Here is a 13,430-nt window from a genome sequence, read left to right on the forward strand (position 1 = left end):
CCCAGGTCACGAGGGGATGAGCACGATCTTCCCGCGTGGTCCGCTCGGTCGACGGAGCTCGGCGATGGCGGCCTCGAAGTCGTCGAGCGGATACTGATGCGTGACGAGCCAGGACAGGTCGAGTTCGCCCGCGGCGAGCTTCGCGACGACTGCGCGCCAATCGGCCGCGGTCGACGCGAAGCTGCCGGTCACGGTGGCCTCCCGGTTGATCGCGTCGTCGATCGGCAGCGGGGCCGTCGCGCTGGCGCCGGCGTAGCCGAGCAGGACGACCGAGCCACCGCGTCTGACGGCGGAGAACGATCCCGCGATCGCCTCAGGGTTGCCGGAGGCGTCGATGACGAGGTCGTAGTGCCGGGCCTTCGGCGTCCGATCGACGTGGAAGGCATCCGCGCCGGCCATCATCGCGAGCTCCTCCTGTGCGGAGCGGCGGCCGTGGACCACGACGATCTCCGGGGCCGATGCGCGCACGAGGCGGGTGGCGAGGAGTCCGATCGTCCCGTCCCCGATCACCAGCACGCGGGCTCCTGCGCGTGGATGCGCACGGGCGATCGCGTGGTGGACGACGGCGGCCGGCTCCGCAAGGACGGCCGAGCGGGCGCCGACCGAGCGCCCGAGCGGATGGATGAGCCGGCGGGGCACGGACAGGAGTCCGGTCGCAGCACCGTCCCTGGTGAATCCGAACTCCTCGTAGGTCTCGCAGAGATTGGTGGCTCCGTCGAGGCAGGCGTGGCATGTCTCGCACGGCACGATGCCCTCGGCGACGACGAGTTCGGCGGTGCCGATGCCGTCGTCACCATCGCCGTGCACGACCTCGCCGACCCACTCGTGGCCGAGGACGATCGGGTAGCGGACGAACGCGGGATCGACACCGCCGTCGATGATGTCGAGGTCGGTGCCGCACAGTCCCACAAGACGTGGCCTGACGAGCACGGAATCCGGCTCGTTGCGGGCTGGTCCCACACCGGCCACGGAGCGATCGACGATGCCGATGCGCCCGGGGGCCGACACTTCGAGTGCGCGCATCGTTCCGGCTTCAGTGCTCACAACGCCCGGTCGGCGTCGTCGTCACAGCGCGCGACCGGCGAGCTGCGCCGTGATCTGCGCGGACGCCTTGCGCAGCTGGTTCCCGAGCTCGGCGACCCGGCGGTCGGAGCGTTCGACCTTGATGCCGGTCACCGAGACCGCTCCGACGACGTCGCCGGTGTGGCCGAACACCGGGGCGCTCATGCAGAAGACGCCGTCCTGGTCCTCCTCGTCATCGATGCCGTACCCGCGCTCACGGGTCAGGACGAGCTCTTCGCGGAGATCAGCCATGGACGTGATGGTCTTCCTGGTGCGGAAGGGCAGCCCGGTCTCCTGCACGATGCGCTCCATCTCGGCGACGGGGAGGTGCGCGAGGATGACCTTGCCCGCCGCGGAGGAGTGCGGCAGTTCGCGGACGCCCATCGGCGTGTGGAAGCGGATGTTCCCCGGTGCGTCGACGCGCGAGATGAACATGGGGTAGCCGTCGTCGTTGATGGCGGCGCGCGCGGTCATCTGGGTGCGGCGGCTGAGGTCGTGCAGGATCGGCTTGACGACGTCGGCGAGCGGGTGCGCTTCAGCCGCACGGTCGCCGAGGCGCACGAGCGCCATGCCGAGGCGGTACCTCGGCCCCGGCTGGACGTCCCGCAGGAAGCCGGCGTCGACCAGGGTCCGCGCGAGCGAGTACGCCGTGCTCTTGGAGGTGCCGAGCTGTTTGGTCAGCTCGGTGAGGGTGATGCCGGCCCGTGGGCCCTCTGCGACGATGTCGATGACCGACAGTGCGCGGGCGACGCTTCCGACGGTGTAGTCGCGAGGCGTGTCTGTGGTGACGTCCGCCATGATGTCCTCCTCGAACGAAGTTCTGTCCAGCCGTACACCGCGCGGCATCGCGCTGCGCTCCGTGGTGCACGGCGATTCCCAACCTACCCAGACGCATCCGCATTTCCCCGGTTCTTCGGGGAATGTGCACCTGGAATTCACCCCGGCGCGCGACTGTGCCCCAGCCGACGATCCGGCACGCCGATGCGCATTGACCGTACGTCGTTCTGGATCAACGAACCATCAGCAAGCGATTGGACCCCGTGAACACCTCAGAGCTCACCGAACTGCTTGAACTCGCGACGAGGACCGCCGAGGAGGCTGCAGCCTTCCTCCGGGCGAGCCGTGTCGCTGGAGTGGCGGTCGCTGGGACGAAGTCGACCGAGATCGACATCGTGACGGAGGCGGACCGCCAGGCGGAGGAGCTCATCCGCGAACGGATCCTCGCTGCCAGGCCGGACGACGGATTCCTGGGGGAGGAGGGCACCGGCTCCGTGCAGGGGACGAGCGGGGTCACCTGGGTCGTCGACCCGCTGGACGGCACCGTCAACTACCTCTACGGCGCTGGACCGTACGCCGTCAGCATCGCAGCGGTGTCCGGCCCGGCGGACCCGGCCGAATGGACGGAACTCGTCGGTGTGGTCGTGGTGTGCACGGAGGAGGTGACCTACGCGGCGAGTCGCGACGGCGGGGCGACGGCGGCTGGGGAGCGGATCGGCGTCAGCAGGGAGTCCCGGCTCGACCTCGCGCTCGTGTCCACTGGGCTCGCCTACGACCGGGTGGTCCGCCAGGAGCAGACGGCGACGGTTGCGACGATCGCCCCGCTCGTTCGTGACATCCGGATGGGCGGTTCGGCGGCGACGGATCTGTGCCTCGTCGCGGCCGGCCGTCTCGACGCGTATTACGAGCGGCGGCTCGGTCCGTGGGACTACGCCGCCGGCGCGCTCATCGTGCGAGAGGCCGGCGGGGTCGTCGAGAACGGCCGGGGCGGGGCGCCGGATGCCGACCTGGTGCTCGCGGCCGGCCCAGGCGTCGTCGAGGCGTTGCGTTCGCTGCTCTGAGCCGGGCCGATGCGCGGTCGGCCCGGGCGCGGATCGCCGCGGAATCTCTCATGGATTCCTCATCTTCACTATTCAGTGAATTTGGTACATTTCGAGCATGGACACCGTGATCGAGGCCGTGGGCCTCGCGAAGAAGTTCGGCCGAGTACACGCCCTGGACGGTCTCGACCTCAGCATCGACGAGGGGGAGGTGCACGGCTTCCTCGGCCCGAACGGGGCCGGGAAGTCGACCACGCTGCGTGTGCTGCTCGGCCTCACGAAGCGCTCGGGTGGGAGCGTCTCCGTCCTCGGCCTGGACCCGTGGAGGGACGCGGTCGCCATCCATCGTCGCCTCGCGTACGTGCCGGGCGACGTCTCCCTCTGGCCCAACCTGTCCGGCGGCGAGACCATCGATCTGCTCGCGGGGATGCGCGGCGGGGCCGACCAGGTCAGGCGCAAGCAGCTCGTCGACGACTTCGAACTGGACGTGAAGAAGCACGCCAGGAGCTACTCGAAGGGCAACCGGCAGAAGGTCGCGCTCATCGCCGCATTCGCGAGGCGCGCCGACCTCTACCTGCTCGACGAGCCGACGAGCGGCCTCGACCCGGTGATGGAGGCGGTCTTCCGCGAGCAGGTCAGGCGGGTGCGGGCCGAGGGGGCGACCGTGCTGCTGTCGAGCCACATCCTGAGCGAGGTCGAGGAGCTGTGCGACCGCGTGACGATCATCCGCGCCGGCGTCGCGGTCGAGCGGGGCACGCTGAGCGAGATGCGGCACCTGACGAGTACCGCGTTCACCGTGGTGACGGACGCGCCGCTCGACACCATCGCATCGCTGCCGGGCGTTTTACACGCCTCGACGGGCGACCAGGCGGCCTCCGGTCTGCAGACGCTCCACTTCGATGTCAGCACCGATGCCGTCGGCGCGGTGACCGCTGTGCTCGCCGGACACCGGATCGAAGCGATGACCGCGACTCCGCCGTCCTTGGAGGAGCTGTTCCTCCGCCACTACGGCGACCGGGTCGAGGCGGCGTCCTGATGTTCAGACTGCTCCTCCTCTTCGCGCGGAGAGACCGGATCCAGGTGCCTGTCTGGATCATCGGCGGCGCGCTCCTGGCATATACGAGCGCTTCGGCGGTCGGCGCCGAGGTGGGTCCGGCGGCCGATCGGACCGCCCTGCTCCGCGTCGCCGTCGGGACGCCCTCGATTCTGGCCCTTCGTGGGGTTCCGGACGGACCGAGTCTCGGCTCCTACGTCTTCTTCCAGTCGTTCGTGTACCTCGCGATCGTCGCAGCGCTGATGAGCGTGTTCCTCGTCACGCGGCATACACGCGCTGACGAGGAGCAGGGGCGCCTCGAGCTGCTCGGTGCCGCTCCGGTGGGGCGCACCGCCGGGTTGTGGGCGACCGTGCTCCTCGGGTTGATCGCGAACGTCCTGATCGGGGCGGCGGTCGGGCTCGCGTACGCTGCCGGGGGGCTGTCGGCCGGCGGCGCCTGGTTTGCGGGTCTCGCCGTCGCGGCCGTCGGCGCCTGCTTCGTCGGGCTGACGGCGCTGCTCGCCCAGCTCCTCCCGACCTCTCGGGCCGTCAACGGCATGGGTTCCGCACTCGTCGGACTCGCATTTGTGCTGCGTGCGGCCGGTGATGCCCTCGGCATTCCGACCGCCGACGGTCTGTCGGTCGTTTCGGCCTGGCCGTCGTGGCTGTCGCCCATCGGCTGGGGACAGCAGACGTTCGCATTCACCGCCACGAGACCTGCGCCGCTGCTGTTGGCGGTCGGCCTCGTCATCGTGACCGTCGCAGCAGCCGTTGCGGTGCAGTCGAGTCGTGACCTCGGATCGAGCCTCGTGCGCGAGCGTGACGGACGTGTGTCTGGTCGAGCGGGATTCCGATCCAACCGCGCGCTCGTCTGGCGGCTGCACTGGCCGACCGTCGTCGGATGGGCTGTCGGCGGTGTGGTGATGGGGCTGCTCGCGGGCGGACTGGCTGCGAGCATCGCCTCTGGCCTCGCCGCGGATTCGAGCATCTCGAAGGTCGTCGCTGGTCTAGTGCCCGGCGGCAAGGGCGGTATCGCGGATCTGTTCGTCGCTGCGGTGATGAGCCTCGCCGGTGTGCTCGCGGCCGCCGCCGGAGTGCAGGCGATGCTCCGCGGCAGATCGGAGGAGGCCGACGGCCGGGCGGAACTCGTCCTTGCTGCTCCCGTGAGCCGAACGGTGTGGCTGCTCGACTACGTGATCGTCGCGGTCGTGTCCGTCGTGGTGGTCTCCGCGGCGGCCGGGCTCGCAGCCGGTCTCGCGTTCCTCGGCTCCGGCGCCGGGGCGGACCGCTTCTGGTCGAGTCTCGGCGCAGGCCTGGCCCAGATCCCGGCTGCGCTGGTGTACATCGCGGTCACCGCGCTGCTCTTCGCGGTGCTGCCGCGCCTGACCATCTGGGCGGCCTGGGCGTTGCTGGCGCTGGGAGTCGTCGTCGGTCAGATGGGCGGACTGCTGCACGTGCCGCAGCGGGTGCGCGATGCGAGTCCGTTCGTGCATACGCCGGCCCTTCCGGCGGGTGCGGTCGACTGGAGCGGCGCCTGGGTCCTGGTGATCGTTGCGATCGTGCTCGTCGCCGGTTCGACGATCCTCATCAGGCGACGGGAGCTGACCACATGAGTGAGGCGGACGAGATCGAACGGCTCCGCGACGACCCCATCGCCAAGACGGTCAGCGCGCTCAGCGCCAACGGCTTCCCACGGATGCCGGCTGCGGTGCTCATGACACTCATGACGAGCGAGGAGGCCGCGCTGAGCGCCGATCAGCTCTGTGCGGAGCTGCAAGCCAGTCCTGCGGCGGTCTCCGGTGCGGTCAAGTACCTGGGCACCGTCGGAATGATCGCGAGGCATCAACTCGGCGGCAGCAGGCGGTACGTCTACGAGCTGCCGCAGCACGCCTGGTACACGGCGTCCCTCGGGAAGAACGAGCTGTACACGCTCATCGCCTCGTTGGCTGAGCAGGCTGCTCCGACGCTCGGCCCACGCGGTCGCGCGCGGCTCGAAGAGATGAGCGACTTCTTCCGGTTCCTCGAATGGCGGATGCCGGCACTCCTCGTCGAGTGGGAGACGGGCAGGAGGGCGCAGCAGGACGAGGCCGGCGCCGGAACCGGAGCCGGCGCAGGAGCGGACTCGGCCGAGCGCTGACCCGTGTCAGAGCCAGCGCATCGTATATGCGTTCGCCAGGACCCTCGCAGCCGGTGAGTGGAGCGTCGCGCGGAGTAGGGCGTCGCGCACGACGAGTCCGACTTCGCCGACCGGGCGGCCGAGCGCCATGTTCGCCTCCGCCTGGGTCGCGGCACGCGCCGCAGCGTCGAGTCGGATTCGGGAGACGTGTTCCAAGGCTTCTCGCGGCGGCCGTCCGGCCCGGACTCCCCGGGCGATGAGCGGGGCGATGGCGACGGCATCGGCCCAACCGAGGTTCATGCCCTGGCCGCCGATCGGGCTGATCTCGTGCGCTGCGTCGCCGAGGATGACGACGCGGCCGAGGGTCATCCGGTCCGCGATGCGCCGCCGAACGCCGAAGGCGCTCAGCATGGAGTTCGAGGCAGGGTCGACGGGGACGCCGGTCCGTGCGGTCACCAGGGCGGCGAGGTCGGCGGCGGTGGGCGCCGTGCTGTCGGGGCGGCCAGCCGAGCCCGTCCACGCGACGAAGCGTCGCACGCCGTCCGGGAGCGGGAACGACTCGACGACTCCGGCCGGTTCGAGGTGCACAACGGCCAGATCCCCTTCGCCGGTCTGATCTGCGAAGTCGCCCATGACGTAGCGGTCGCGGTACTCGTGCTCCCCGGCGCGGATGCCGAGGATGCTCCTGACTGTGCTCCGTGCGCCGTCGGCGCCCACGAGGAAGCGTGCGGAGACGCTGACCTCGACGTCGACGTCGCCACCCGAGGGATCACCCTCTGCCGAGCCGCCGAGCGACCGTCCGGTGGCGTGCACGTGGTCGGGCTCGAATCGCAGCCCGGTGAGCTCCACGCCGTGGTCCACGGCGACGCCGCCGTTCGCGAGGAGCGCCGCTCGGATGATCCCGGTGGTGGCGGACTGGCCGAGCGAGGCGACGAACGGGTACTGCGCATCGGCGCTTGCGAAACTCACGGTGCCGAGCGTCCTGCCGCGGCTGCGCGCATCGCCGGCGCCGATGTGGACGGCCGCGTCCAGGACGTCGTCCACCAGCCCGGCGGCGGCGAAGGCGTGCAGTGACGGCGGGTGGATGCCGATCGCCCGCGAGTGTGTGCTCGGACTCGTCCGCCGCTCCCACACGACGACGTCGAGCCCCGCCTGTGCGAGGAGCACTGCGGCGAAGAGTCCGACCGGACCGCCGCCGACGACGAGGACGTCGCAGATCCGGGAGCTGCTGGCGCTCGTCACCCGGCAGTCCCGTCTGCGAGCAGCAGCAGCCGGTACGGGAACAGCCGCTCGACCCGCCAGCCGTCCGGCACGACGCGTTCGAGTTCCGCACGTCGGTAGCTGCGCCGGATCGAGAGCAGCCCGTCCTGGTGGATGAAGGACCCGCGGGAGAACGGCGCCGTCATCGGGTAGTACGCGGCGTACGCGACCCGGCTGCGTTCGATGTCGTTGTGCACCACGAGGCGACGCGCGAGTCTGCGACTATCGTCGAGCACACTCGCGAGCGCGTCGGCGTCGAGATGGTGCAGTAGGTGGTTCGAGGTGACGAGGTCGAAGCGGCTGCCGTCCGCAACGAGATCCGCGCTGGAGGCCTGGCGGAAGGTGACACCGGGCATCGCTGGTCGGGCCTCGACGAATCGTCGCGCGCGATCGTCCGGATCGATGGCGGTGATGGAGAGCCTGAGCCTGTCCGCCGCCGCCCAGCTCGCGAGTGCTCGTGGGACGTCGCCGCCGCCGAACCCGATGTCGAGCAGTGAGGTGTCGGTGTGCGCCGTGAGGTGGGGCTTGATGCGCCTCAGGTAGATGGTGCGCCATCCGGAGACGAGCCGGTTGACGGCGGTGAATTGCGCATAGGTGTGCTCCAGACGGTCGAGGTCGCAGTCCGGATCGTCCATCAGCTCGATCGAGGTGACGTCGCGGTGGGACAGCGGGGTCACGCGATCGTCCGTTTCGTCAGGAGCGCCGTCTCCACGGTCAGGCCGGGCCCGAAGGCCATCGAGCACACGCGCTCCGGTACGGCGCCCGTCGCCTGGGACCGTGTGGACGACGTGTCGTTCAGAATCGTCTGGAGGACGAACAGGACGGTCGCGCTCGACATGTTCCCGTAGTCCCGGAGGACCGAGCGCGAGGGGACGAGCTGCGCGTCGTCGAGTTCGAGCGTCTCCTGGACCCGGTCGAGGATGCTCCGCCCGCCGGGATGGATCGCCCAGTGCTCGATGTCGCGGTACGGTCGGTCCGTCAGCGTCTCGTCGGTCGCGATGAGCGGCGCGAGTGCATCGCTGATGTGCTGTTCGATGATGCGCGGGACGTAGCTGCTCAGCACCATGTCGAAGCCCTGGTCGCCGATGGTCCAGGCCATGTCGCCCTCGCCCTCCGGGATGACGACGCTGCGGAAGGTATCGAGGTCGAGCACCGTCGTGCCGCTCGGGGCCTGCCTGGCGGTGACGATGGCGGCTGCCGCACCGTCCGCGAAGACGGAGGAGGCGACGATCGCGTCCGGGTCGTTGGAGGAGCGCAGGTGCAGCGAGCACAGTTCGACGCACACCACGAGCACCACGGCATCCGGATCCGCCTCGCAGAACGAGTGCGCGGCGCGCAATGCCGGGAACGCCGCGTAGCAGCCCATAAAACCGAGGTGGTAGCGCTGGGTCGAGGGGGAGAGGCCGAGGTCCCTCACGAGGAGGTAGTCGGGGCCGGGGGCGAAGAATCCGGTGCACGATGCGGACACGACGTGGGTGATGTCGGCGAGGTCGATGCCGTCGGCCGCGTCGATCGCCCGTGTGGCGGCTTCCAGGAACAAAGCCGGCGAGGCTGCGGCGTAGACGTCGTTGCGAGTGCCGGTCGAGGGTTCGAGGATCCGGTTGGTCGCGGCGTCGAAGAAGACGGGCGTTGGCGCGGTGTTCGTGTCCTTCCGGCCGTCCGCCGGGAAGGACAACTCGTCGATGACGGTGTGCCTCGTCTCGATCGCGGAGGCGCCGAATGCCGCGCCGATGATCCGCGATCCGAGCTTCGTCACCGAGGGTTGGGCGCGGAAGACGTCTGAGACATCCGCCTGTCTGAGCACCGTGGGTGGGACGGCGGTTCCGATCGACCTCACTGTGACAGACATACCGGATTGTAACCCCGCAAGTGTCGGGGAAGGCGGGAGGCCCGGCCGGTCGAACCGGACGCGCTCCGCGAGCCGTGCCACGCGCGCCGCTCGGATCCCTATGCTGGAGCTGTGCTCACGATGGCGAGGCGGCTCGCGCTCTCCTCCCACCCCGGGCCGACGCTCGCGGTCACCGCGCTCGCGACCGTCCTGGCCATCGCCCTCGGCTTCGACCCGGCGCGGTGCGCGCTCGTCGCCGTGACGATCTTCGTCGGGCAGCTGTCGATCGGCTGGTCGAACGATTGGATCGACGCCGAGCGGGACCGGAGCGTCGGCCGGCGGGACAAGCCGGTCGCGCAGGGGCTGATCGGGGTCGGGGCCGTCCGAACCGCGGCGATCGTGAGCGCGGTCGTCACCGTCCCGCTGTCCTTCGCGCTCGGGGCTCTGGCCGGGATCGCGCATCTGGTGCTCGTCGCCTCCGGGTGGGCCTACAACCTCGGACTCAAACGCACGGCCCTCTCCGTGCTGCCGTTCATCGTGAGCTTCGGCATCCTGCCGGCCGTGGTGACGCTCGCGTCACCGGTTCCCGTGTTCGCCGCGCCGTGGGCGGTCGTCGTCGGCGCGGTGTTCGGGGTCGCCATCCACTTCACCAACGTCTTGCCGGATCTCGCCGACGATGCAACGACCGGGGTGCGCGGCTTGCCGCACCGCCTCGGGCTGGTCCCGTCCGGGATCACGGCGTTCCTCGCGCTTGCGCTCGGGGCAGTGGTCGTGCTCGTCGGGCCGTGGATCGCGACCGGGCGGGCGCCCGGCGTATTCTCCTGGGCCGCCTGCGTCGTCGTCCTGGCGATCGCGGTCGTCGGCGTCCGTCTCGTCGTCATCCGCCCGCCGTCCCGGCTTCTGTTCCAGCTGATCATCGCCGCCGCCCTCATCATCGCCGTGCAGCTCGCCCTGAGCGGGACGAGCCTCACGGTCTGAGCGGGACGAGCCTCACGCCCTGAGCGGATGCGCCGCGATCGTGGCGCATCAGTACCAGTTGTACGCGATCTCGTGCGACCAGGCGCCGCACGGCGAACCGTATCGGCCGGAGATGTAGTTGAGACCCCAGTTGATCTGCGTGGTTGCGCTCGTGCGCCAATCGTCGCCGGCCGAGGCCATCTTGCTCCCGGGGAGCGACTGCGGGATGCCGTAGGCCCCGCTGTCGGTGTTGTACGCGTTCACGCGCCAGCCCGACTCCTGCGTCCAGAGGCGGATGAGGCATTGGAACTCGCCGTCGCCCCAACCGTAGGAGCCGATGGCGCCGCTCGCGTAGGCTTTGGCGCCGTCCGGGTCCGCTGACAGGCCGGGAGGCGGCGGGCTGTCGGCGCCGCCGCTGCCGCCGGCGTTCTGGGCGTCCTGCTCCTCCTGAGCTTTCTGCTGGCCGACGGCGTAGGCCTGTTCGGTCGCGGCCGTGGTGTTCTTGAGCGTGGCGAGTTGGGCGTAGAGCCGGTCGCGGTTCGCCTGCTGCTCAGCGACGGCTGCGTCTGCTGCCTTGCTCGCCGCGAGAGAGCTCTGGTAGCTCTCGGTCGCCGCGGTGGACAGGCGCTCGCGTTCCGCCTTCGCGTCGGCGGCCTGCTTTGACAGTGCGGCGGCCGTGTTGCTCTGGGCGACGGCCTGGGCGTAGGTGTGCGCGGTCGTCTCGCTCAGTTTGCCGATGGAACTCAGCCGGTCGAGGAGTGTGGCCTGGTCGCCCTTGCCGGCCAGCACGACGGCGAGGGCTGCATCGGTGCCGCCGAAGCGCGACATCTGGACGATGACGTTTCCTGCCTGGCGCTTGGCGGTCGCCGCCTGCGTGGTTGCGGCCGCCGCCTGCGCTGCGATCGCATCGGCTCGTTCGGACTGCGCTTCGAGGGCCGCTGCCGCTTCACCGGCGGCCGCGCCGCGAGCGACGGCTTCATCGCCGAGCGTGTTCGACTCGGCCTGGAGGTTCTGCAGGATGCCGGAGATGCGATCGGCCTCCGCCTGCTGGGCGGCCTCGTTCGCCATGGCGGCTTGCACGTCTGCCCAGCTGGGATAGTCGTCCGCGTGTGCTGGTGCTGCGACGGAGATCGCGACGAGGACCGCTGCCGCGATGGCGGTCGTCCGCATCGTGGTCCGCTGGAGGAGGGAGCCCGGTTTCGTCACGCGTCGAGTTTAACCACGATCTCTGCATTCGATCCGTGTTTTCCGGCGCGTCGTTGGGCCTGTGCGATTGCTGTGTGGGCCATCGCGCCCGCTGGAGATCGCCCGAACGGGCATCGTGGAGGAGCCGGGTCCGGTGTTCCCGGCGCTCGGTATGCTGGTGAGAATGCGCAGCAGGAGGTCCACCGGAACACTCGCCGTCGTGCTGGCCGCGGTGACGCTTGTGGTGGCCGGATGCGCAAGCCAGGGACCAGCGAGCCGGCCCGCGCCGTCCGCAGCGCCTGCACCGTCCGTGTCGCCAACGGTCGATCCGATCGCCGCCAGAGCGCACTCCGTCCTCGATGCGATGACGCTCGAACAGCGGGTGGCGAGCATGCTGATGCTGCACACCCCCGGCACCGACCCGGCCGTCCTGCGTTCCTTCGTCGACACGGTCCAGCCGGGCGGCTTCATCCTGATGGGCGACAACATGCCCGGCTTGGCCGCGCTTCCCCAGGTCACGGACTCGATCAGTCCGGACGCCTCGCTCCCGCTCCTCATCGGCATCGACGAGGAGGGCGGAGAGGTGCAGCGCATCGACGAGGACGCGTTCGCGGGAGCTGACACGCTGAAGTCGTTGCCCCCGGCCGAGACGAGAGCGGCGTTCTCCGGTCGGGCGGCGATGCTGCGGGCCGCCGGCTGCTCGGTCAACTTCGGCATCGTGGCCGATGAGACGGCCGATCCGGACTCGTTCATCTTCGGACGTGCGCTCGGCACGACGCCGGAGGACGCATCGGCTCGGGTCGCTCAAGCCGTTCTCGGCGAGCACGGCACGGTCCTCAGCACACTCAAGCACTTCCCAGGGCACGGGGCGGCGCCGGGTGACTCGCACTCGTCGCTCCCGTCGACGCCCATGTCCGCCGAGGAATGGGCGTCGAGTGCCGCGTTGCCGTTCCAGGCCGGGATCGATGCGGGGGCCGAGTTCGTGATGTTCGGTCACCTCGCGTACACCAGCGTCGACAGTGCTCCCGCCTCGCTCTCCGCGATCTGGCACCGCATGCTGCGGGATCAGCTCGGGTTCGACGGTGTGAGCATCACGGACGACATGCTGATGCTGCAGCACTCCGGGATCGCCGAGTTCCAGAACCCGTCGGAGAACGCCATCCGCGCGGTCCTGGCCGGCAACACGATGCTGCTCTACGACCTCGCGGGGGACCCGGCGGTGTCCGGGGTGGATCCGACCGTGCTGGTGAGCGATCTCGCGCAGGCTGTGCGATCCGGGCGGATTCCTGCGCAACTCGTGGACGACGCGGTGTTGAAACTGCTCACTCTGCGCATCGAGATCGGTGCCGCTCGCCGCTGATCCGATCGTGAGCCGATCGTCGTTCCGGCTTCGAAGAATTCATCGGAAAGTTTTCGGAGGACGGGAATACCGTCGAACTACTTGCGTTTGCATAGATTGCGGCGCAAGCGCGCTGCACGGATTTCACCCAAGGAGACACACATGAGCGACACCCTGACGATCCCCGGTTACAAGGTCGGCACCTGGAACATCGACCCGACGCACAGTGAGGTCGGCTTCAGCATCCGCCACATCATGGTTTCGAAGGTCAAGGGCAAGTTCGAGCGGTTCAACGCGACGTTCGTGACGCCGGAGAACCCGCTCGAGGCGAGCGTCACCGCATCGGCAGAGGTCGCATCGGTCAACACGAACCAGGCCGACCGCGACGGTCACCTCCGCACGGGCGACTTCTTCGAGGCCGAGACCTACCCGACGATCGACTTCGTGTCGACCGGCGCCCGCGTCAAGGGCGACGACTTCCTCGTCGACGGCGACCTCACGATCAAGGGCATCACGAAGCCCGTCACCTTCGAGCTCGAGTTCGGCGGTTTCGGCGGCGACCCCTACGGCAACTACAAGGCCGGCGCGACCGCTGTTGCGAAGATCAACCGTGAGGACTTCGGCCTCACCTACAACGCAGCCCTCGAGACCGGCGGTGTGCTCCTCGGCAACGAGGTCACCATCACGATCGAGCTGCAGGCGGCACTCGCAGCCTGATCGCTTGCACGGGTGAACGAGGATTCCCCTCGTGCACGACTCGAAGGGTCGGCGGTGAGCTCAGCTCCCGCCGGCCCTTCGGCATGTGGGCCGGGAACCGGAGCACGACGGCCGAC

The 13,430-nt window shown here is 69.6% G+C and carries 13 protein-coding genes; 7 read left to right on the forward strand and 6 right to left on the reverse strand.

Translation table 11 applies throughout. The annotated features are described in order from the left end of the window. Positions 1–6 precede the first annotated feature (6 nt). Entirely contained in the window at positions 7–1,023 is a 1,017-nt protein-coding gene (locus ACL9RL_RS14740; protein WP_422781027.1) for a zinc-dependent alcohol dehydrogenase, read from the reverse strand. Between the two features lie 42 nt (positions 1,024–1,065). Continuing rightward, positions 1,066–1,860 (reverse strand): IclR family transcriptional regulator, encoded by a 795-nt coding sequence (locus ACL9RL_RS14745; RefSeq protein WP_422781028.1) that lies wholly within the window; start codon positions 1,858–1,860, stop codon positions 1,066–1,068. 242 nt (positions 1,861–2,102) lie between these two features. Here ACL9RL_RS14745 and ACL9RL_RS14750 point away from each other — a divergent pair, with 242 nt between their 5' ends. The 4 genes from ACL9RL_RS14750 (at position 2,103) to ACL9RL_RS14765 (ending at position 6,049) form a co-directional block, all read left to right on the forward strand. After that, positions 2,103–2,900: an inositol monophosphatase family protein gene (locus tag ACL9RL_RS14750; protein ID WP_422781029.1), complete on the forward strand. Its 798-nt coding sequence runs from the start codon at positions 2,103–2,105 to the stop codon at positions 2,898–2,900. Between the two features lie 97 nt (positions 2,901–2,997). After that, positions 2,998–3,915 (forward strand): ATP-binding cassette domain-containing protein, encoded by a 918-nt coding sequence (locus ACL9RL_RS14755; protein WP_422781030.1) that lies wholly within the window; start codon positions 2,998–3,000, stop codon positions 3,913–3,915. Continuing rightward, positions 3,915–5,525 (forward strand): ABC transporter permease, encoded by a 1,611-nt coding sequence (locus tag ACL9RL_RS14760; protein WP_422781031.1) that lies wholly within the window; start codon positions 3,915–3,917, stop codon positions 5,523–5,525. The genes ACL9RL_RS14755 and ACL9RL_RS14760 overlap by 1 nt, the downstream gene beginning before the upstream one ends. Next, on the forward strand, positions 5,522–6,049 hold the full coding sequence (locus ACL9RL_RS14765; protein ID WP_422781032.1) for a GbsR/MarR family transcriptional regulator: 528 nt from the start codon (positions 5,522–5,524) through the stop codon (positions 6,047–6,049). Before ACL9RL_RS14760 ends, ACL9RL_RS14765 begins: the two co-directional genes overlap by 4 nt. A gap of 6 nt (positions 6,050–6,055) precedes the next feature. Here ACL9RL_RS14765 and ACL9RL_RS14770 read toward each other — a convergent pair whose 3' ends face one another. The 3 genes from ACL9RL_RS14770 to ACL9RL_RS14780 are packed head-to-tail and all read right to left on the reverse strand — an operon-like array spanning position 6,056 to position 9,137. Further along, positions 6,056–7,270 carry an FAD-dependent oxidoreductase gene (locus tag ACL9RL_RS14770; protein WP_422781033.1) on the reverse strand — a complete coding sequence of 405 codons (1,215 nt, stop codon included), beginning with the start codon at positions 7,268–7,270 and terminating at the stop codon, positions 6,056–6,058. Next, entirely contained in the window at positions 7,267–7,965 is a 699-nt protein-coding gene (locus tag ACL9RL_RS14775; RefSeq protein ID WP_422781034.1) for a class I SAM-dependent methyltransferase, read from the reverse strand. The genes ACL9RL_RS14770 and ACL9RL_RS14775 overlap by 4 nt, the downstream gene beginning before the upstream one ends. Beyond that, positions 7,962–9,137: a type III polyketide synthase gene (locus ACL9RL_RS14780; RefSeq protein WP_422781035.1), complete on the reverse strand. Its 1,176-nt coding sequence runs from the start codon at positions 9,135–9,137 to the stop codon at positions 7,962–7,964. Before ACL9RL_RS14780 ends, ACL9RL_RS14775 begins: the two co-directional genes overlap by 4 nt. 111 nt (positions 9,138–9,248) lie before the next feature. On the opposite strand from ACL9RL_RS14780, the gene ACL9RL_RS14785 reads away from it, so the two are divergent. Beyond that, a complete protein-coding gene (locus tag ACL9RL_RS14785) occupies positions 9,249–10,094 on the forward strand; it encodes a UbiA family prenyltransferase (RefSeq protein WP_422781036.1) in 846 nt (281 codons plus the stop codon). Between the two features lie 48 nt (positions 10,095–10,142). Here ACL9RL_RS14785 and ACL9RL_RS14790 read toward each other — a convergent pair whose 3' ends face one another. After that, entirely contained in the window at positions 10,143–11,279 is a 1,137-nt protein-coding gene (locus ACL9RL_RS14790; protein WP_422781037.1) for a coiled-coil domain-containing protein, read from the reverse strand. A gap of 163 nt (positions 11,280–11,442) precedes the next feature. On the opposite strand from ACL9RL_RS14790, the gene ACL9RL_RS14795 reads away from it, so the two are divergent. Both ACL9RL_RS14795 and ACL9RL_RS14800 read left to right on the forward strand, forming a co-directional pair. Then, complete coding sequence (locus tag ACL9RL_RS14795; RefSeq protein ID WP_422781038.1) at positions 11,443–12,618, forward strand: glycoside hydrolase family 3 N-terminal domain-containing protein; 1,176 nt, start codon at positions 11,443–11,445, stop codon at positions 12,616–12,618. A gap of 141 nt (positions 12,619–12,759) precedes the next feature. Then, positions 12,760–13,314 (forward strand): YceI family protein, encoded by a 555-nt coding sequence (locus ACL9RL_RS14800; RefSeq protein ID WP_422781039.1) that lies wholly within the window; start codon positions 12,760–12,762, stop codon positions 13,312–13,314. Positions 13,315–13,430 lie beyond the last annotated feature (116 nt).

This window comes from Plantibacter sp. Mn2098, assembly GCF_049319745.1.
Taxonomy (GTDB): Bacteria; Actinomycetota; Actinomycetes; order Actinomycetales; family Microbacteriaceae; genus Plantibacter.

What these genes read in the sequence shown, in the direction of transcription:
- ACL9RL_RS14780 (WP_422781035.1), bottom strand. Translation starts at nt 9,137, where the DNA reads ATGTCTGTCACAGTGAGGTCGATCGGAACCGCCGTCCCACCCACGGTG.
- ACL9RL_RS14765 (WP_422781032.1), top strand. Translation starts at nt 5,522, where the DNA reads ATGAGTGAGGCGGACGAGATCGAACGGCTCCGCGACGACCCCATCGCC.
- ACL9RL_RS14745 (WP_422781028.1), bottom strand. Translation starts at nt 1,860, where the DNA reads ATGGCGGACGTCACCACAGACACGCCTCGCGACTACACCGTCGGAAGC.
- ACL9RL_RS14740 (WP_422781027.1), bottom strand. Translation starts at nt 1,023, where the DNA reads ATGCGCGCACTCGAAGTGTCGGCCCCCGGGCGCATCGGCATCGTCGAT.
- ACL9RL_RS14800 (WP_422781039.1), top strand. Translation starts at nt 12,760, where the DNA reads ATGAGCGACACCCTGACGATCCCCGGTTACAAGGTCGGCACCTGGAAC.
- ACL9RL_RS14795 (WP_422781038.1), top strand. Translation starts at nt 11,443, where the DNA reads ATGCGCAGCAGGAGGTCCACCGGAACACTCGCCGTCGTGCTGGCCGCG.
- ACL9RL_RS14755 (WP_422781030.1), top strand. Translation starts at nt 2,998, where the DNA reads ATGGACACCGTGATCGAGGCCGTGGGCCTCGCGAAGAAGTTCGGCCGA.
- ACL9RL_RS14760 (WP_422781031.1), top strand. Translation starts at nt 3,915, where the DNA reads ATGTTCAGACTGCTCCTCCTCTTCGCGCGGAGAGACCGGATCCAGGTG.